Raw genomic sequence first — 18,982 nt, 5'->3', positions numbered from 1 at the left:
GACTTCTCCAGGTCGTTCCCGCGGCGTGCACACCACCCTCCCCGGCCCCGCTGACGTCCTGGAAACGCTTCACTCACATTCCACCGGCACCATGCGTACGCGGTGGACCGAGGACCGGACCGGACCGACCCGGGTGCCAGGCCGCCCCGGTGACCGGACCGAGCCAAGGCGAGCCGAGGCGGGCCGATCCGGGGCCGGGGCCGGGGCCGGGGCCGATCCGGGGCCGGTCCGGGGCCGGGGGAGGGGGAGGGGCGTCAGCCGCGGAGGGTGTCGGTGAAGGCGAACGGCGACTGCGCGACGCCGCTGCACACCGGCGAGGCCGCCACCGTCCCGGCCCGTGCGGCGTCCCCGCCGTGCCGGGCCGCCGTCTTCGCGGCCGAGTCGCACGCCTGGTCGCGGCTGACGGACCAGTAGGACATCCGGCCGACGCCGTTGCTCTTCGCCCAGCTCGCCACCGAGGCGGCGTCGGCCAGGGTGAAGGTGGAGCCGTCGTCGTTCACGCCGATCATCGGGGTGAGGCCGAGGTCGGCGTAGGTGTAGCCGGGGTCGACGGACCGCATCTGCGCCAGGGTGGCCTTGCCCGCGCTGATCGCCGCCGCGCCCATGTCGGTGCCGGTGCCCTGGCCGTAGTCCATCGTCATGATGTTGACGTTGTCCAGCTTCACGCCGGCGGCCTTGGCGGCCTTCAGGACGTTGACGCCGTCGGCGGTCAGCCCGGTGGGCAGCACCGGCAGGGTCACCGAGGCGGTCAGCCCGGGGTTGGCCGCCTTGAGGTTCTTGATCGAGGTCATCTGCCGGGCCACGCCCGCGGTGTCGGCGACGGCCGCGCCCTCGATGTCGAAGTCCAGGGAGGTGGTGCCGTAGGCGGTGATCTCCTTCTGGTACCCCGCGTCGATCTTGCTCTGATCGGTGCAGGTGAAGGCCAGCGGCTCCCCGGCGGCCCCGCCGGAGGAGATGATCACGTCGGCGCCCTCGGCCTTCGCCTTGGCGATCTCCGGATCGGTGTACGGGTCGTTGCCGACGGGGAGCGTGTCGCCCCAGATGTTGTCGCAGCCGGCGCCGATGGTGAAGGCGGCGGTGTAGGTCTTCACGCCATGGCCGGTGATGGCGGTGTGGAGCAGGTTCGCGGCGGAGTTGCTCATGTCCACGTACGGGGCGAACTGCCCCGCCGCGCCGGAGCGGGCGGGGCGGTGCGCGCTGCCGGCGCCGGCGACACCGGCTCCGGCGGCGGACAGGGCCACCGCCGCCGCCGTGACCAGGGCTGTACGGATCGACTTCCTCATCAGGTGTCCGGTCCTTCCGGGACGGAAGAGGGAGGAGCATGACCGTTCATCCACGAAAAAATGGACTAGACCAAAGCCCCCGTCAAGAGCCCGCAACCCCAACTACCCATTCTTTGACCCCACTTGAGACATTCCTGAAGCACGAACCGGCCTCCCGGCCGGGATCGGCCACCCTCCCCGGACCCGCCGCACCCCTCCTCCGGGCCGGCCGGGCCCCGCGCCCGCCGCCCGCCCCGGCACCGGCGGCCCCCGTCCGCCCGACGCGCCCGTGCGCGACGCCCCGGCACACCCTCCAGCCGCACCCCTCGCCACCGACCACCGCCCGCCGACCCCCCGCCGCCCGCCGGCCACCGGTCGTCCGCCGACCCCCCGCCGCCCGCCGGCTGTCCGCCGCCCCGCCCGCCCGGACCTGCCCACCGCGCAGTGCGACGCACCCGCCGCATACCGCACCCGCCACATACCGCGAACCGGCACCCCCGCCCTCGGCGCCCCCCCCGGCCCGCGCTCGCCACCCGAACCGCCGCTCGAACAATCGTGCGAATGTTGGGTTAGGCTGGCTCCACAGCACAAGAGGCACAGACGCCACAAAAAAAAGGGGGAACGCGAAGAAACAGGAGGCGCGCATGTCGTTCACGCATCTCCGCGTGGCGAGCGGCTACTCACTGCGCTACGGCGCCAGCCACCCCCACACACTCGCCGAACGCGCCGCCGAACGAGGACTCGACGCCCTCGCACTCACCGACCGCGACTCCCTCGCCGGCGCCGTACGCTTCGCCAAAGCCTGCGCACAGGCCGGCATCCGCCCCCTCTTCGGCACCGACCTCGCCGTCCCCACCGCCACCCCCGCGCCCCGCCCCGCCGCACGCCGCCGCACCCCCGCCAAAGGCGGCACCTTCGTCCCCCAGGCCCCCGCCCGCGCGCTCTTCCTCGCCCGCAGCGCACCCGGCTGGGCCGAACTGTGCCGCCTCGTCACCACGGCAGCGGCCTCGGACGACGGCCTCACCTGGGACGACCTGACCGCCCCCGACGACCGGATCTTCGTCCTCCTCGGACCCGACTCCGAGGTGGGACAAGCCCTCGCCGCAGGCCGCCCCGACCGGGCCGCCACCCTGCTCGCCCCCTGGCGCGAACGCTTCGGCACCGCACTACGCCTCGAAATGTCCTGGCACGGACGCACCGGCACAGGACCCGGCTCCCTCCGCCTCGCCGCCCGCACCGCGGGCTTCGCCGCCGAACACCACCTCACCGCCGTCCTGAGCAACGCCGTACGCTACGCCGACCCCGGCCAGGGCGAAATCGCCGACATCCTCGACTCCGCCCGCCACCTCGTCCCCCTCGACACCCGCGACGCCTCCCGCCTGGACAGCGGAGAACGCTGGCTGAAGGACGCCGGACAGATGGAACGCATCGCCACCCGCATCACCGAAGCGGCCGGCGGCCGCCACACCGACGCACGACGCCTCCTGACCGCCACCGAGGAAACCGCCGCCGCCTGCACCACCGACCCCGGCGAAGCCTTCGGCCTGGGACGGCTCAACCTCCCCGAACCCGACCGGCTCGGCACCACCACCGAAACCGCCGGCCGCACCCTCGCCGACCGCTGCGCCGCCGCCATGCTCCACCACGGCTACCACCGCGAAACACACCGATGGGACCGCCTGGAGAACGAACTCGACATCATCACCGGCCACGGCTTCGCCGGATACTTCCTGACCGTCGCCGAAGTCGCCCGGCAAGCCCGCCACCTCGGCATCCGCGTCGCCGCCCGCGGCTCGGGCGTCGGCTCCCTCGTCACCCACCTCCTGGGCATCAGCCCCATCGACCCCGTCACCCACGGCCTGCTGATGGAACGCTTCCTCTCCCCCCGCCGCGCCGCCCTCCCCGACATCGACCTCGACGTCGAATCGGCCCGCCGCCTGGAGATCTACCAAGCGGTACGCACCCGCTTCGGCGCCGACCGCGTCGCCACCCTCGCCGTCTACAAGACCTACCGCGCCCGCGGCGCGATCGAAGACGTCGCCCGCGCCCGCGGCATGCCCCCCGCCCAGGCCGCCCGCCTGGCCAAAGCGTTCCCCCACATCCGCGCCAAAGACGTACGAACCGCCCTGGCCGAACTCCCGGAACTCCGCACCGTCGCCACCGAGGACCACGGCCGCCTGTGGGAACAGGTCGAAGCACTCGACGGCCTCCCGCACGAAGCGGCCATGCACCCCTGCGGCCTGCTCGTCTCCGACGCCGGACTACTGCAGCGCACCCCGGTGGCGCCGACCACGGTGGAGAACATCGCCATGTCCCAGTTCGACAAGGAGGACATCGAGGACACCGGCCACCCGAAGATCGACATCATCGGCGTCCGCATGCAGTCGGCCCTCGCCCACGCAGTGGCCGAGATCGAACGGGTCACCGGCGAACACCTCGACCTCGACAACCCCGCACACGTCCCCCCGGACGACCCCGCCACCTACCACCTGATCACCTCAGGCGACACCCTCGGCACCTTCCAACTCGAAAGCCCCGGCCAACGCGAACTCGTCCAAAACCTCCGCCCCCGCACCTTCGCCGACCTCACCCTCGACATCAGCCTCTTCCGCCCCGGACCCGTCGCCGCCAACATGGTCACCCCCCTCATCGAAGCCCGCGACCACCGCAAACCCGCCCACTACCCCCACCCCGACCTCGAACCCGTCCTGAAGGAAACCGAAGGACACGTCGTCTACCACGAACAAGTCATCGCCATCATCGCCACCATGACCGGCTGCGACCGGGGCACCGCCGACGAAGCCCGCCGCGCCCTGTCCGTCCCCGAACGCCAAGGCCGCGTCCGCGCCTGGTTCGCCGACCACGCCCGCCGGCGCGGCTACCCCCTCCACACCGTCCGCGACATCTGGAACACCCTCGAAGGCTTCGGCAGCTTCGGCTTCGCCAAAGCCCACGCCGCCGCCTTCGCCCACCCCGCCTACCAAACAAGCTGGCTCAAAGCCCACCGCATGGCAGCCCTCCTCGCCGGACTCCTCACCCACGACCCCGGCATGTACCACAAACGCGTCCTCGCCGCCGACGCCCGCCGCCACGGAATACCCCTCCTCCTCCCCGACATCAACGCATCCCGCGCCGCACACACACTCGAACTGGTGTCCGGAAAATGGGGGGTGCGCATCGGCCTCTCGCAAATCCGCGGCATCACCGAAACGGAAAGCGACCGCATCACCTCCGGACAGCCCTACACCACCGTGGAGGACTTCTGGCAACGCGCCCAACCCAGCCGCCCCCTCGCCGAACGCCTCGCCCACGTCGGAGCCATGGACACCTTCGGCCCACGCCGCGAACTCCTGCTGAAGATCACCGAACTCCACCGCTCCAGCCACGCCCACCACACCACCGCAGGCCAACTCCCCCTCGACAACCACGACCCCCACCCCACCCCGGACCACACACCAGCCCCACCCACCGGCCTGGCAGCCATGAACAGCTCCGAACAACTCGCCGCCGAACTGGACATCCTCGGCATGGACATCTCCCGCCACATCCTCGACGAACACCGACCCCTCCTCGCCCACATCGGCGCCACCCCCGCCGCCGACCTCCCCCACCTGCGCCACGGCACCACCGTCCTCATCGCCGGCGTCAAAGTCGCCACCCAAACCCCACCCAACCGCACCGGCAAACGCATCATCTTCACCACCCTCGACGACCCCACCGGCCTCACCGACCTCGCCTTCTTCGAAAACAGCCACCCCCGCTGCGCCCACACCCTCTTCCACAGCAACCTCCTCCTCGTACGCGGCACCCTCACCCGCCGCCCCCCGCACGCCCTCAGCATCACCGGCACCGAAGCCTGGAACCTGGCCGAACTCATCGACCTCCACCACCACAGCGGCCCCACCGCCGTCACCGACCGCCTCACCCGCACCACACCCACCCCCCGCCAAACCACCCCCCACCGCACCCTCACCCAACCCACCGGCACCCCCCTCCACCCCTGGGCCGACCTGAAACCCCCCGGCACCCCAGCCGCCCTCACCGCCCTCACCGCGAAGACCTTCCACCACGCCAGCCCCGGCAGCGCGGGGTGACCGACGATGATCCTCTACCTCCACTTCAGCGACCCCCGCACCACCAACACCCCACCCGACGCCACATACCGGCAACTCATCGCCCTCCTCGGCGACTTCACCCCCCTCGTCCAGGCCCTGCCACCCGACGCGGCACTCGCCGACATCTCCGGCAGCCTGCGCTACTTCGACCGCGACCCCACCGGCATCGCGGCCCTCATCCGCACCCGCACCGCCACCCTCGACACCGGCACAACGATCGGCATCGCCCCCAACCCCCTACTGGCCCACCTCACCGCCCACCGCGCGACCCCCGGCACCACCCGCACCCTCCCCGACAACCCCCACGCCATCACCGCATTCCTCACCACCCTCCCCGCCACCGCCCTACCAGGAGTCGGCCCGGCCACCGCACGCACCCTCGCCTCCTACGGCCTCACCACCGCCGGCAAGATCGCCGCCACCCCCCTGCTCACCCTCCAGCGCATCCTCGGCACGGCACCCGCACGACAACTCCACCAACGCGCAGCCGGCATCGACCCCACCCCCCTCACACCCGGCGCCCCACCCCCCACCGTCAGCGCCGAACACCACTTCACCCGCGACGAACTCGACCCCGACCGGCAACGCGACGCCCTGACCCACCTCGCCGAACACCTCGGCACCCAACTCCGCGACGAACACCGAACCTGCCGCTCCCTGACCCTGACCCTCCACTACGCCGACCACTCCACCACCACCCGCACCCGCACCCTCCCCGAACCCACCGCCCACACCCCCCACCTGCGCACCGCCGCCCACGCCATCCACCGCGGCCTCGCCCTCCAACGCGCCCGCGTACGCCACCTCGCCCTGCGAGCCGACAACCTCCACGACACCGACGCCACCCCCCGGCAACTGACCCTCGACCCCACCGACGACAAAGCCCGCCGCATCGAAACCGCCACCGACCGAGCCCGCACCCGCTACGGCCCCACCGCCGTACGCCCCGCCAGCACCGCCGGAATACCCTGACAACCCCCCGGCTCCCACCGGCCGGCCACGTGACCGCAACTGCGGCGAAGCACGGGATCCCGGGAGACACGCCTCTGACCTGGCGCTTCGTGGCCCTGATGGGGACATGAGGGCGGAGGGAGGCGGAGCACGTCTCCCTGGTGTGAGGGCGTTCGGCCGGCCGCCCGGGCAGCCGCCGGGCCCTGCCGGTACGCGCGAGTGATCGCGGCTCGCGCGATCGGGCGGCACGCCGAGAGGCAGCCGAGAGACACCTGTCCGATGGCCGGCCAGGACGTGTCCGGGTGAGGCGCAGGTACGGAGCGGTCGTGCGCGGTGGGGAGAGCCGGGCGAGGCCGAGCTTGCCGGCGATCACGCCGAGGGCACCAGGGGCACGGGACGTTGGCGGGGAGAGCGGGCGACCAGCCCGGCAGGGCGACGGTTCGGGCGTCACCAGGCCACGGGCCGGAAGCACGGCGGAAGCGTTCCCGCGCGGTGCGACTGCGCTCCTCCCACCGCGAGTTGATACGACGGCGACGCCACCGGCCGTCCGACGGCGCCAAGCCGTGACGCTCACCGTCCTGAGGACACCTGACCTGAGCACCATGACGGTGAGGGAAGCTCACGCCCATAACCGGCCAGTCCCGCGAAGCACCCCCGCCCGGTGACGCGGAGCGACCTACGATCACCGCCGTAGCCACCAGGCCCACGGAAAGGAGACCGCGGTGTCCCCGAGACGGCCCGCACACAAGTCCCGCCTCTGCCGGAACACCTCCCCGGCCCTGGCAACGCCTTCCCGGAACCATGCCTGCCGCATACCGGGAGCCGCCGGAGGGCCGGAACTCCCGGCGACACCATGAAAGGGCACCGCTACCAGGTCCTGTGCCCTGCCGGCCCGACAACCGGCGGACAGCCCACCACGACGCGCTGGAGGCGACTGCGCCGCCGATGCCAGGGCGTCATGGACGGACTGCCGCTGCCCGTACCCTTTTCCGCCGCCGAACTGTGCGCCCGGCTCGCCGCCCGACGGGAACGCCCCCTTCACCTGCGGCCGTTACCCACCCCGACCGTCCCGGACATGCCGTCCGGACTCTGGCTGGCGACCGACCACGAGGACTACGTCCTCTACGACGCCCGGACCAGCCCCCTGCACCAGGAACACATCATCCTCCACGAGATCGGACACCTGGTGAGCGACCACCGCTCCCCGGGCGAGGAACAGCACCTGTACCGGCGCATCGACCTCGCGGATCCGGCCTCCATCCGGCAAGCCCTGCCCCGCGCACGCTATTCGGACATGCAGGAGCAGGAAGCGGAGATGATCGCCAGCCTGATCCTGGAGGGCGCCGCTCGCCTGCCTGCCCCGACCCTGCTCTCCGGAATACTGGGCGGACTGGAATCCGGAATGGGGCTACGCGGAATCCGCCACCGGGGGACACCGTGCTCACCGAAGTAGAGAACGCCGGAATCCTCGCCCTGTGGGCGGTGGCCCTCCTCCGCGCCCCGCAAGGCATCCGCCGCCGGGAACAGCGCCCGCTGTGGTGCGCCATCGTCATGATCGCGCTGGCCATGTCGATGCACCTCGAACCCGTGACCGCGGTGTTGGCCCAGGTGGCCCCCGACGCCCACTGGATCGACCTGACCACCCACCTGTTCAGCATCGTCGACGCCGCCGCCGTCCTGTGGTACATCCTCCAGGCCGCGCAGCGCCGGCGGCGCACGGCCGCGGTGTTCGGCTGCGCCGTCGCGGTCATGACCGTGCTGGTGCTGCTGGACGTCACGGCGCTCCCGCACGCCCGCAACCAGATCGCCCCCTCACCGGACATCCCGAGCGTCCCCGACACCTACTGGTGGCTCTTCTTCGCCTTCCACCTGACCGCGGACACCACATGCGGACTGGTGTGCTGGCGCCACAGCCACCGCGCCGGCACCCCCCGCGCCCTGCGCTACGCGTTGCGGCTGTTCGGCACCGGCATCCTCCTGGCCTCCCTGCTGTGGGTGCTCAAGCTCCTCTACCTCGGCACCCGCTCACCCGCCCTCGCCCCGCTGTTCTCACCCGTCACCGGCGCCGAGGCGCTGTTCATCGCAGCCGGCGTGGCACTGCCGTCCCTCATACGGATACGGACCCTGCTCCGCCACCACACCTCGCACCGCGGACTGGCCCCGCTCTGGCGCGACCTGGTCGCCGCCACCCCCGACGTGGTCCTCACCCCGGGAAGCCGCCTGCGCACCGCGGCGCTCCCGATCCAGCTCCGCCTCTACCGGCGGGTGATCGAGATCAGGGACGCCATGACCGTGCTGCGCGGCTACGTCACGCAGGACACCGTCGAGCAGGCGCGCCGCCACGTCACCGGCCACGCCGTCCCCGCCCCCGCGGCCGACGCGCACCTCACCGCCTGCTGGCTCACCGCGGCCCTGCACCACCGCCACACCGGCCGGCCCCCCGGCGCCCAGACGCTGAACCTCACCGGCGGCGGCGCACACGACCTCACCGAAGAAATCAGCTACCTGCTCGGGATCGCCGCCGCCTACCGGTCACCGACGGTCCGCAGCTACCGCGCCTCGCTTGCCGAAGACCTCCACTAGAGGGGAACCCGTACTGTGCTCGTTGCCTTCGCTTTGACTCCCATGGGTGTGAAGGAATCTGTTGCGGAATACGTCGCCGAAGCAGTGAAAATCGTTCGCGAATCCGGCCTCCCCAACCGCTCGGATTCGATGTACACGATGATCGAAGGCGAATGGGACGAGGTCATGAGCGTCATCCGGCGTGCCACGGAAGCGGTCGCGCTCAAGGCCCCCCGCGTCCAGGTGAGCATCAAAGTCGACGTGTGGCCGGCCATGCCCGCTCCCCTCGACAACAAAATCGCTCTCCTTGAGCAGCACGTCGCAGCCACCGAGGGCGGCTGACCAAAGCCAGAAGTGACCTTCTGGCATGCACGAGACATCCTGCTGATCGACAACCACCGGGCTGTACACGGCAGGCTGCCCTTCCGGGCCCGCTACGACGGCACCGAGCGACGGCTCAAACGCATCTGCGCTACCAGCGATCTGCGGCGAGGAGCATGGGGCCTGGGCCGCTCGCGCGGGCGGTAGAAATTCACTATGACAAGCGCGGTTGCGTTTTTCCCGTCACCGTCGTGGCCCTCGTCTGTTGGCTCCGCATGTGATCGCCCGGGCAGGCCCTGGAATGTTGCGAACTCCGTTCCCAGGAACGGGCGTTGGCGCGGTGCACCGCGGCGGGGCGACCGACGTGGCCGCCCCGCCGGAAACCTCCGTTACTCCTGAGCGAGCAGGTCGCGCAGCGAGGTGTTGGCTCGTCGCGGATTGGCGACGAGCAGGGCCAGCACGACGCAGACGACCACCAGCGGCAGGCTCAGCCCGCTCAGCAGCGTGGGGACCGTGACCGAAGGCAGCAACCCGCTCTGCAGTGATTGAGCGTCGAGCATCGGATTGATGGACAGAACTCCGACCGGCATGGCGATGACCCAGGCGGTGACTGCGATCGCCAGTGACTCGAAGAGGATCTGCCGGTTGACGGCCTTGCTGGTCGAGCCGGTCAGCCGGGTGAGAGCCAGCGACCGCTGCCGTTCCACCAGGCCCGAGGCAAGGGTGGCGGCGCCGACCAGCACAGCCAGCACGAACATCACCCATGCGAACGCCTCGAATGCGCTCACCAGCCGCGCGGTGATGGAGGCGAAGACGTCGCGGATCTCCTGCTGGGTGAGGACCACGGCGCGCGGGTAGCGGTCGCCGAATGCGGCCTCGATGTTCTTCTGCACCGTGGCGGGGTTCGCGCCAGGGGAGACGCCGACGTAGTACGCATACGAGCCGGGGCTGTCCGTGACCTCGTGGTAGAGGCGCGCCCCTGCGATGATCATGCCGCCGTCCGATGCGGTGTCATCGAGCACCGCCCGCACCGTGACCGTGCGGTGTCCGGTGGGCAGCGGGAGCTGCAGGGTGTCGCCGGCAGAGATGTCCCGAGTTCTGGCGAAGCTCGACGAAACGGCGATGTCGTTCTTCCCCATGCTGGTCAGAAAGTCCGGCGCGCCCTCGGACACCCGCAGTTTGGTGAGGGTCTGGCAGTCCTTCGTCGCGCCCCAGCTCCACATCTGGACGCGCCGGTCACCGAGACCGACGTTGGAGTAGGAGAAGGTACAGGCCGCGTCCACGTCCTTGACCGAACGCAGATCCTTCTCGAAAGGGGCGGCGAATACGTCGTTCTGGAGGTTCTGACCGGCCCGCGCCGCCTGGACGTAGAGCTGGCCCTGGGTCCAGCGCTCCACCGAGGTGGAGACCGAGTCCTTGATGCTGCTGGCCACGCCCGCCATGGTCAGCGCCATCATGATGGCCACGGCGAAGGTGACGCCCAGCGCAGCGTTGCGCCGCCAGCCGATCTGGAGCTGCCGTCCGGAGAACAGTCGCACCGGCCGCGGCGAGCCCCGGCGCAACAGCCCGCCGAGGGCGACCGGGAGCACCACGCTGACCAGCGCGGCTCCGCCCAGCAGCGGCAGCAGGGCGACCATCCGCAGGCCGTCGGGTGCGAGGAACACCGTCACCGCGCCCAGCGCCACGGCTGCCGCCCCCACGGCCAGAGGGAGAACGGCACCGCCCGGCCGCGGCACGGTCTGGTCCCGCCCGCTCACCGCCTCGACCGGCGTGATCTTCATGAATCTGCGCAGGCCGGAGAGCCAGGCCGCGCCGAACATCACCACGGCCGCCGCAAAGGCCCCGAGCACCGGCATCTGCCAGGGCACCCCGGGAGTCACTGCTTGCTGGGTGAGCTCGGTGATCTGCTTGGTGAACGAACTCATGCGTGCGCCGACGAGGACGCCCAGGGCCGCGCCGACCACGTAGCTGCCCAGCAGGACCGGCACCATGACGACGGCCGACCCCAGCATCAGGTCCCTGGTGCGCACACCGAACAGCCGCATACGCGCAAGCATGGGGCGAGCGTCGTTCAGGGCCAGCCGCCAGGCGAGGAACAGCACGACGGCCGAGGTGAGCACCGCGATCACGGCGAACATCGCCAGAATCGTCTGCGAGGTCTGGAACTGCTTCTGGTAGCCGGAGAACAGCTCGGCCGGGCGCATCACCCCCGCTGCCCCGTCCACTGCTTCCCGGGCGGAGGCCGAAACGGCCTCGGTGCCGCGGTCCCCGGGGGACAGCAGCAGTACGTCGGTGCGGGTGCCGCGCCCGAAGACCGAGGCGACGGTCTGCTTCGGCGCGATCACCACGGCGCCGTGGTTGGCGATCTCGCCGTCCAGCAGCGCCGCGACCTTCAGTGTGCGCGTTCCGGAGGGGGCGCTGACCCGGATCGAGTCGCCGGCCTGCAGCCCGTGGTCCGCGGCCCAGGTGCGCGTGAGGTAGACCTGGTCGGGCCGGGTCAACGGCCGGTCCTCGATCTGGTCGCGCAGGACCTTGCCGACGAAGTCGCCCAGCCGCTGATCGACACCGTAGACGATCGCGGGAGTCATCTTGCCCTCGGTGGCGCCGACGCTGGTGTTGATCACCAGGGCGCGGGAGGCGGGCGTTTTGGCCCCTTCCTCGACGCGCCGCGTGAGGCTGTCGGTCATCCCGCCGGGGGTCTTGGCCTCCACGGCGACCGCGTCGGAACGGATTCCGGAAATCGAGGCGCTCTTGATCGCGTCCAGCACCGCGGCAGAGATCAGCAGCATGGCCGTCGTCAGCAGCACGCCGCCGATCCCGGCTGCCACTGCGGCCACCATGCGTGCCGGCTGCTTACGCCAGCTTCTCGACAGCGAGCGGGCGACCAGTCGTGCGGAGTCGACCGCCATCACGCCCCCTTGACCACGCGGCCGGAGGTCTCTCCGTCAGAAATGGTGATGACCACGTCCGCTTCGTCGGCGAGGTCCATGTCATGAGTGATGATGACCCCGGCCGCGCCCTGTTCTGCCACCAACTGCCGGAAGATCTCCCGGACTCGCTTTCCGTTCTCCTCGTCGAGCGCACCGGTGGGTTCGTCCGCAAACACGATGGCCGGCGATCCGACGCAGGCGCGGGCCACGGCCGCGCGTTGTGCCTCGCCGCCGGACACCTCGCTCGGCCACCGGTCCGCACGGTGCCCGAGTCCCACCTGGCCGAGAATCTCCCGCGCGCGCTCGAGGGCGCTGCTCAGTTTCTCTCCGCCCATCACCAGCGGCGCTGCCACATTTTCGGAAATGGTCAGCGAGGGAATCAGGTTGTCCTTCTGGAGAACAAACCCGATGTGCCGGGCCCGCAGCTCGGCCATCTCCTTCTCGCTCAATGCGGAAAGGTCTCTTCCGAGTAGCGTCACCGTCCCTGAGGTCGGCACATCCAGCCCGGAGAGCAGGTTCACTAATGTGGATTTTCCGCTTCCGCTCTTTCCCACGATGGCGACGAACTCATTGGCTGAGATCTCAACATCGCAGTTCTTCACCGCGGTCACCGTGGTATCGCCGCTGATGAACTCGCGTGAGAGGTTCTCGCCTCGCAACACCAATTTTGAAGTCAAAGTTAACCGCCATTTCCCATGTGGTAAATCACTGTCCTGCTCCCCGGCATCCGGCTAACGGAAGCACCGCCATCAGCGGGCCTCAAGGCGGTTCTCGGCCCATCTTGCACGCGCTCTGACGGCCCGTTGGGATGCCAGGCGCCGCCGGAAGGAACGGGTTTTCGCGGTGGCGCACATTCCTCTCCCGGGATTCGCCTGACTGATCATTACGGAATGAGCTTGGCTTGGAGGGTATCTGATCTAGGTAATTGGTATTTTGGGATGTTCTTGTGACTGGAAGCCTCGGTGACCGTTGCCCGAGGCGTGAGTACTCGGCGTGCGTATCGAAGCGATGTCTCTGATGCCCGCTGGGCGTTGACCGAGCCGGTGTTCGTCGCGTGGCGGCCGCCCGATCAGGGACCGGGACGGCAGCGCGAGCGCACGATCTGAGAGAGATCGTGAACGCGATCCTCTACGTCAACCGCACCGGGATCCCTTGGGAGTATCTGCCGCACGACTTCCCGCCGTTCAAGACCGTCTACGACGACTACGCCAAGTGGGAGGCGGACGGAACCACCGAGCAGATCCACGATCTGCTGCGCAGGACGGGACCCGCCGGGCGAAGGCCCGAAACGAGGAGCCGTCCCCGGCCGTGGTGGACGCACAGAGCGTGGAGACTTCGGGCAATGTCGCCGAAGCCGGCCAGGGCATTGACGCCGGCAAAAGATCAAAGGACGCAAGCGCCACCTGATCACCGACACCCTCGGATTCGCCCTGACCGTCCTGGCCACCGCCGCCTCCGTCCACGACCCGGCGGCAAGCAGGCCCCGGCCGAACTGGCAGTAGCCCATGCGAGCGTGACCAAGGCCAGGGCCGACGGCGGATACCAGACCAGCGTCCTTCAGCACGGCGCCCGCCTCGGGATCGACGTGGAGGTGGTGCAGCGACCGAAAGAGAAGGGCTTCCGACCGTTGCCCGAGCGGTCCGAACCGAAGCGCGCAGCCACAGGGGTGGCCGGGCACCGTCTGGCCCTCCTCGACCTCGGCGGTCCGGGACGCCCTCTGCCGGCCCTGCACGGACACTTCGGACAAGGCCGCGCCTTCACGCCCCTGGCCCGGGGGCTGGGCGGCTCCTGGCGGGTCATCGTCCTCGACCGGCGTGGACACGGCCGCTCCGAGCGCCCCGCCGACTTCTCCCGTAGCGGCTACGTCGAGGACGCTGCGGCAGTGCTGGAGCATCTCAGGATCGACGCGCCGTCGTACTCGGCCACTCCCTCGGAGGCGTCAACGCCTGCCAGCTCGCAGCCTGGTGTCCGGGCCTGGTGGACGCATTGATCGTCGAGGACATCGGTGCCGAGGCCGACGGCGGTCTCTCCTCCAGCCTGTTCTGGCCGCACCGGGCACCGGGCACAGGCCCGGGCCAAGCTGCTGGACGAGTTCGGCTCGTCGGCGAACTACCTCACGGACGCCGTCCGCGCGTACTCCGACGGAGGGGGCTGTCCTTCGACCTGGAGGACATGAACGCCGCCTCACAGCAGCACCTCACCGGGGATCACCCGGAACGACTGGCGCGCCGGGACTTGCCCGGCCTTGCTCATCCGGGGCAGCCGCAGCACGGTGCTCAGCGCCGACGGTCCCGGCAACCTCCGGTGGTCGCCGCGGCCGTCCCGCGGCCGGCCGTGGCGTGGTCTGCCGGTACGAAGGCCGGCGCGGTCGGCCTCGTGCTGCGCGTGCCGCGAGGGTATGGCCGGGTGGGTGCGGCGTTGTGCGTTCCGCCGCTGTGGCCGGGGCGGGGGAGACCGGAGTGCCGGGCGGGCCGGGTCCCGTACGGCTGGTCGGTACGGCATGGTCAGCGGAAGTCGTCGGCGTGGTCGGCGGCCCACTGGGCGTAGGTGTGTGCCGGAGTGCCGGTGATCTTTTCGGTGATGACGGAGGTCGTGGCCACGATGCCGTCGGTGGCGGCCCACTGGCTCACGATCGTCTCGGCCACGACCGGATGCATCGTTCCGGCGACTTCCGCGCGAGCCTGTTCGTCGGAGAGGTGTTCAACCCGGATACGGCGGCCGATGGCCTCGCCGATGTGTTCGACCTGGCGTTGCAGGGTCAGGGATTCGGGCCCGTAGAGGGTGTAGGCCTGGTGCGAGTGGCCCGGTTCGGTCAGGGCGGTCACCGCCAGTGCCGCGATGTCCTTCTCGTGCACCGGTGCCGACTGTGCGAGCGGGTAGGGAAGGCGGACGACGTTGCCGGTGCGGATCGATCCGGACCACCAGGTGCGGGTGTTGGCCGCGAATGTCCCCGGCCTGAGGAAGGTCCAGTCCATGCCGGAGCGTTGGACGGCCTGTTCGATGGTGCGGTTGTGGCGGGTGACGGGGTGGCCGGCGTCGGGGTCCAGGACGACCGACACCGACGAGAGCAGAACCACCTGCCCGATCCCCGCGGCTGCGGCCGCCGCGGTGACCTTCTCGATGTCGTAGGGCTTGCGGGGGTCGAGCATGCCGTACAGGAACACCTTGTCGGCACCGTCGAGCGCTGCGGGCAGTGTTTCGGGGCGCTGCAGGTCGGCGACGACCGTTTCGCACTCCGGCGGCGAGCCTGCGGCTGGGGTCCTGCTGACTGCTCTGACCTGTTCACCGGCGGCCAGCAGGCCGTCGGCCACATGACGGCCGACGTTACCGCGGGCTCCGAAGACGACTGTCGCCATGAGGGGCCTCCTGTGTGTTGTGGACGTGCATCGCCGCATCGGTGCGGGTGGGCGAGAGGTGTCGCTGCCGTGCGGGTGGGGGACCGGCGCCGGCGGGCCTGGTCGCCGGCAAGGGCGCGGGGAACACGCCGGGAGCCGGGGTGCGTTGACCGCGGGATGTGCGGGTGCGGGATGCCGCCGCGGCGAGACGGCCGGTCGCCGGTGACGCGGTCGGCCGCCGGTGACGTGGGCGGGGGTTTTCCGCTGTCGGTGTGAGCGGCGGCAGCGGGTCCGCCCTGCTCGCCGGTCAGGGCCGGATGTTCTCCAGGTCCCGCAGAAGGCCGGGGTGCTCGGGTTCCCAGCCGAGCGCCTGCCGGGTGCGGGTGCTGGACGAGGGCTGGTCGGTCGTGAAGATTGGGCCGAGCGGGCCGTAGGTCTCTTCCGGTACCGATTCGACCGGCAGGCCCAGCCGCCGGCCGATGGCGGCCGCGATGTCCCGGACCTGGTCCCCCTCGTCGGCCACGGCGTGCCAGGCGGTACCGGCCTCCGCCTGCTCCAGGGCGAGGCGGAAGAGGACGGCCGCGTCGAGCGCGTGGACGGCGGGCCAGCGCTGCGTGCCGTCGCCGGGGTAGCCGGAGATGCCGCTTCGGCGTGCGAGGTCGGTCAGCAGGCCGGCGAATCCGCCCGTGCCCTGGTGGTGAACCGTGCGCGGCAGGCGTACGGCCGTGCTCCGGACCCCGCGCGAGGCCAGGTCCAGGATCGCCGTGACCGTGCGGCCGCGGCCGCCGACCGGCCCGTCGGTGGGCACCGGGTCGGCCTCGGTGGAGGCGCGGCCCGGCACCCAGGGCGTACCGGAGACGGTGACCAGGGGGCGGTCGCTGCCGACGAGTTCCTCGCCGAGGGCGGTGAGGGCGGCGGTCTCCTCGGCGACGTTGCGGGCGAGGGCCTCGGGGCTGCTGAAGTCGTTGCCGAAGGCCAGGTGGATCACCCCGTCGGCCCGGGCGGCGCCGGAGCGCAGGACGTCCAGGTCGGCGAGGCTTCCCCGCAGCGGCTCGGCGCCGGCCGCCTCGGCGGCCTGCGCGGAGACGTCGGAGCGGGCGAGTGCGAGGACGGTGTGGCCGTTGCCGAGGAGTTCGGCGACGACGGCGGAACCGATCAGACCGGTGCCGCCGGTGACGAAGACGCGCATGAAGACCTCCCGAAAGTGATGGGACTCTTGTCCCATCACTCTAGCAAGGTGACGGGACAAGAGTCCCATCACTTATGATGAACCCATGGGCCGATGGGAACCAGGTGCGCGTGAACGCCTCGTCGTGGCCGCGGTCGACCTGTTCACGGAGCAGGGATACGACGCCACGACGGTCACGCAGATCGCCGAGCGTGCCGGAGTCACCAAGAGCACCTTCTTCCGGCACTTCCCCGACAAACGCGAACTGCTGGTCGCCGGGCAGGAGACGCTGAGCCGGCTGCTGAGCGAGGGCATCGCCGACGCGCCCGGTGACGCCGGCCCGCTCGAGGCGGTCGCCGCCGGCCTCCGGCGCGCCTCGACCGCGATGGGCCCCATGAGCCGCGAACTCGCCCCCCGCCTGAAAGCGGCCGTCGCCGCCAGCACCGAGCTTCAGGAGCGTGACGCCCTCAAGACCGTCAGCCTCGCGGCCGCGATGACAGCCGCGCTCCTCGCCCGCGGCGTACCCGATCCGACCGCGGCTCTCGCGGGCGAGCTGGGCGTCCTCGCTTTCAAACGGGGATACGCCGAATGGGCCGAGGACGACCGCGGCGCCGAGGGCGAACTCGCCGGCTACACCCTGGCGGCCCTGGACGAACTGCGTGCGGCGACCGCATCACTGGGCTGACCGGACGCGCATCGCCCAGCGCCGGTGCGGCGGACGGGAAAACAGACCTCACCGCCCTTCGGACCGCTACCGCCCTCTTCGCCACGGGCGAGACCTTCAACCCGCGCGGCTCAAGCCGACACGAAGACGAGGGAGAGCCCGAGCGCCACGAGGATGGCGCCGATCGTCCGGTTCAGGCCCTTTTGACGGCGCAGCATACGGGTGCGCAGCGCGGGGACGGAGAACAGGCCGGCGGCGAGACCGAACCAGAGCAGATGGGCGGCGGACATGAACAGGCCGTAGCCGATCTGCTGGGCGAGGGGGGTGCCGCGGTGGACGACCTGGGTGTAGGTCCCGACGACGAACAGCATGGTCTTCGGATTGAGGGCATTGGTCAAAAACCCGGTGCGCAGGGACTGAAGGCGCGGAACCCGGGGGCCCGCACCGGTGGCGTCCGCCGCGATGTCGATCTCGGTTCGGGCGGAGAAGGTCTTGTAGCCGACCCACACCAGGTAGCAAGCGCCGGTGATCTTGACGATCGTGAAAAGGGCCGGAGTCCTGGACAGCAGCAGGCCCACTCCGAGCATGGTGTAGGTGACGTGGACGAGGACACCCAGGCTGATGCCCGCGGCGGCGAACAGCCCGGCGGTCCGGCCGTGGAGAACGCTGTTGCGGACGACCATGGCGAAGTCGGCCCCAGGGCTGATGATGGCCAGGACCGTGATGACGGCGACGGCGATGATTTCGGCCACGGGACCGACTCCTTAAGTGTGGCGCGGCGGCGGTGGAGGTCCGGCCTGGTGACGGTAGGGGACGACCAGGACGTCCCGGTGAGATGCTGCCGCATGCCGCTCAAGCCACCGCCGCCGGGCGGCCTGCGAACAACGCCGGGCCGGACAACGGCAGTTCCGCCTCACCGTGCCCTGGGCGCCGCGCTGTCCTGTCCGGGCTCTCCACCACGCGGTGAGTCACGGATGGAACCGCCACCGGCCTTCAAAAACGACATCCACCTCGCCGTCCCTGACGCGCACGGCCGTCTCGTCGTCGATGAAGTAGACCGGGAAGTCCGCGCGCGCGGCGATGCGATCGGCCCAGGCGTCGTCCCGCTCGGGGAAAACCGGCGAGTACAGGTGGGGCTTGAGATACCAGTCGAAAAGGCCGAACGGCGGCTCCACGGTCGTCGCGCCGAGCACGTGGAGGTCCGCGGCGTCCCCGATGACGTCGGCGGAGTGGCCGGTGAGATGACGGCTGAAGATCATTGACCCGGCACTGACCCCCACATAGCCCCGGCTCGCCAGCGCCTCCAGGAAGCCGTCGGCCAGGCCGTTGCCGGTGATGCTGCGCGCGAGGTGGTAGTGGCTGCCGCCCTCGACGTAGATGACGTCGGCGTGGAACAGCCGGTCGAGCACCATCTGCCGGGGCAGACCGTTCAGCTCCAGGACGTCGAACTCCCGCCGGCCGAGGCCGTACAGCCGGTTCATGTCCGCGACGACCCACCCGTGGTCCCCGGGCTCGGCGACCGACGCCGTGGGAACGAACACGATGTTCGCCTCACCGAACGGCTTCCCCAGCATGTCCCGCAGCGCATCCCGCAGCGTGTCGTTGCGCAGACCACTCGCCGTCAGCAGAAAGTTCATCGGGCGAGCCGAACACACTGCTGACGGGCGCGCCCAC

The 18,982-nt window shown here is 70.6% G+C and carries 15 protein-coding genes; 8 read left to right on the top strand and 7 right to left on the bottom strand.

Features of this window, described 5'->3' with window-relative positions; genetic code table 11:
• Positions 1-254: 254 nt before the first annotated feature.
• Positions 255-1,283 (bottom strand): chitinase, encoded by a 1,029-nt coding sequence (locus ACGH2B_RS00150; protein WP_399082019.1) that lies wholly within the window; start codon positions 1,281-1,283, stop codon positions 255-257.
• A 623-nt stretch (positions 1,284-1,906) separates the two neighbouring features.
• On the opposite strand from ACGH2B_RS00150, the gene ACGH2B_RS00145 reads away from it, so the two are divergent.
• From ACGH2B_RS00145 to ACGH2B_RS00120, 6 genes are all read left to right on the top strand, one after another.
• Positions 1,907-5,356 (top strand): DNA polymerase III subunit alpha, encoded by a 3,450-nt coding sequence (locus ACGH2B_RS00145; protein WP_399082016.1) that lies wholly within the window; start codon positions 1,907-1,909, stop codon positions 5,354-5,356.
• Between the two features lie 6 nt (positions 5,357-5,362).
• Positions 5,363-6,349 (top strand): DNA polymerase thumb domain-containing protein, encoded by a 987-nt coding sequence (locus ACGH2B_RS00140; RefSeq protein WP_399082013.1) that lies wholly within the window; start codon positions 5,363-5,365, stop codon positions 6,347-6,349.
• Between the two features lie 1,054 nt (positions 6,350-7,403).
• Positions 7,404-7,781: a hypothetical protein gene (locus ACGH2B_RS00135; protein ID WP_399082010.1), complete on the top strand. Its 378-nt coding sequence runs from the start codon at positions 7,404-7,406 to the stop codon at positions 7,779-7,781.
• A complete protein-coding gene (locus ACGH2B_RS00130; RefSeq protein WP_399082007.1) occupies positions 7,766-8,911 on the top strand; it encodes an MAB_1171c family putative transporter in 1,146 nt (381 codons plus the stop codon). The genes ACGH2B_RS00135 and ACGH2B_RS00130 overlap by 16 nt, the downstream gene beginning before the upstream one ends.
• Positions 8,912-8,926: 15 nt before the next feature.
• Positions 8,927-9,232 carry an MTH1187 family thiamine-binding protein gene (locus ACGH2B_RS00125; RefSeq protein ID WP_399082004.1) on the top strand — a complete coding sequence of 102 codons (306 nt, stop codon included), beginning with the start codon at positions 8,927-8,929 and terminating at the stop codon, positions 9,230-9,232.
• A gap of 12 nt (positions 9,233-9,244) precedes the next feature.
• Complete coding sequence (locus tag ACGH2B_RS00120; RefSeq protein ID WP_399082001.1) at positions 9,245-9,418, top strand: hypothetical protein; 174 nt, start codon at positions 9,245-9,247, stop codon at positions 9,416-9,418.
• Between the two features lie 182 nt (positions 9,419-9,600).
• Here the strand turns inward: ACGH2B_RS00120 and ACGH2B_RS00115 are convergent, their stop codons facing one another.
• Together ACGH2B_RS00115 and ACGH2B_RS00110 are read right to left on the bottom strand one after the other, a co-directional pair.
• Positions 9,601-12,051: an ABC transporter permease gene (locus tag ACGH2B_RS00115; protein ID WP_399081998.1), complete on the bottom strand. Its 2,451-nt coding sequence runs from the start codon at positions 12,049-12,051 to the stop codon at positions 9,601-9,603.
• Between the two features lie 68 nt (positions 12,052-12,119).
• Positions 12,120-12,818 (bottom strand): ABC transporter ATP-binding protein, encoded by a 699-nt coding sequence (locus tag ACGH2B_RS00110; protein WP_399081995.1) that lies wholly within the window; start codon positions 12,816-12,818, stop codon positions 12,120-12,122.
• Positions 12,819-13,195: 377 nt separating this feature from the next.
• On the opposite strand from ACGH2B_RS00110, the gene ACGH2B_RS00105 reads away from it, so the two are divergent.
• On the top strand, positions 13,196-14,131 hold the full coding sequence (locus ACGH2B_RS00105) for an alpha/beta fold hydrolase (protein WP_399081992.1): 936 nt from the start codon (positions 13,196-13,198) through the stop codon (positions 14,129-14,131).
• A 514-nt stretch (positions 14,132-14,645) separates the two neighbouring features.
• Here ACGH2B_RS00105 and ACGH2B_RS00100 read toward each other — a convergent pair.
• Together ACGH2B_RS00100 and ACGH2B_RS00095 are read right to left on the bottom strand one after the other, a co-directional pair.
• The gene (locus ACGH2B_RS00100; protein WP_399081989.1) at positions 14,646-15,497 is read right to left on the bottom strand and encodes an SDR family oxidoreductase; all 852 of its coding nucleotides are present in this window, start codon (positions 15,495-15,497) and stop codon (positions 14,646-14,648) included.
• Positions 15,498-15,783: 286 nt separating this feature from the next.
• The gene (locus tag ACGH2B_RS00095; RefSeq protein ID WP_399081987.1) at positions 15,784-16,665 is read right to left on the bottom strand and encodes an SDR family oxidoreductase; all 882 of its coding nucleotides are present in this window, start codon (positions 16,663-16,665) and stop codon (positions 15,784-15,786) included.
• 85 nt (positions 16,666-16,750) lie between these two features.
• Here ACGH2B_RS00095 and ACGH2B_RS00090 point away from each other — a divergent pair, with 85 nt between their 5' ends.
• Positions 16,751-17,329: a TetR/AcrR family transcriptional regulator gene (locus ACGH2B_RS00090; protein WP_399081984.1), complete on the top strand. Its 579-nt coding sequence runs from the start codon at positions 16,751-16,753 to the stop codon at positions 17,327-17,329.
• 110 nt (positions 17,330-17,439) lie between these two features.
• On the opposite strand, the gene ACGH2B_RS00085 is transcribed toward ACGH2B_RS00090, so the two are convergent.
• Both ACGH2B_RS00085 and ACGH2B_RS00080 read right to left on the bottom strand, forming a co-directional pair.
• Positions 17,440-18,060: a LysE family transporter gene (locus tag ACGH2B_RS00085; RefSeq protein ID WP_399081981.1), complete on the bottom strand. Its 621-nt coding sequence runs from the start codon at positions 18,058-18,060 to the stop codon at positions 17,440-17,442.
• Between the two features lie 216 nt (positions 18,061-18,276).
• Entirely contained in the window at positions 18,277-18,945 is a 669-nt protein-coding gene (locus tag ACGH2B_RS00080; RefSeq protein WP_399081978.1) for a Type 1 glutamine amidotransferase-like domain-containing protein, read from the bottom strand.
• Positions 18,946-18,982 lie beyond the last annotated feature (37 nt).

Source organism: Streptomyces sp. BBFR2, assembly GCF_044497305.1.
GTDB lineage: Bacteria > Actinomycetota > Actinomycetes > Streptomycetales > Streptomycetaceae > Streptomyces.
The sequence above is the reverse complement of the archived record's forward strand: the minus strand, read 5'-3'. Positions and strand labels throughout refer to the sequence as shown.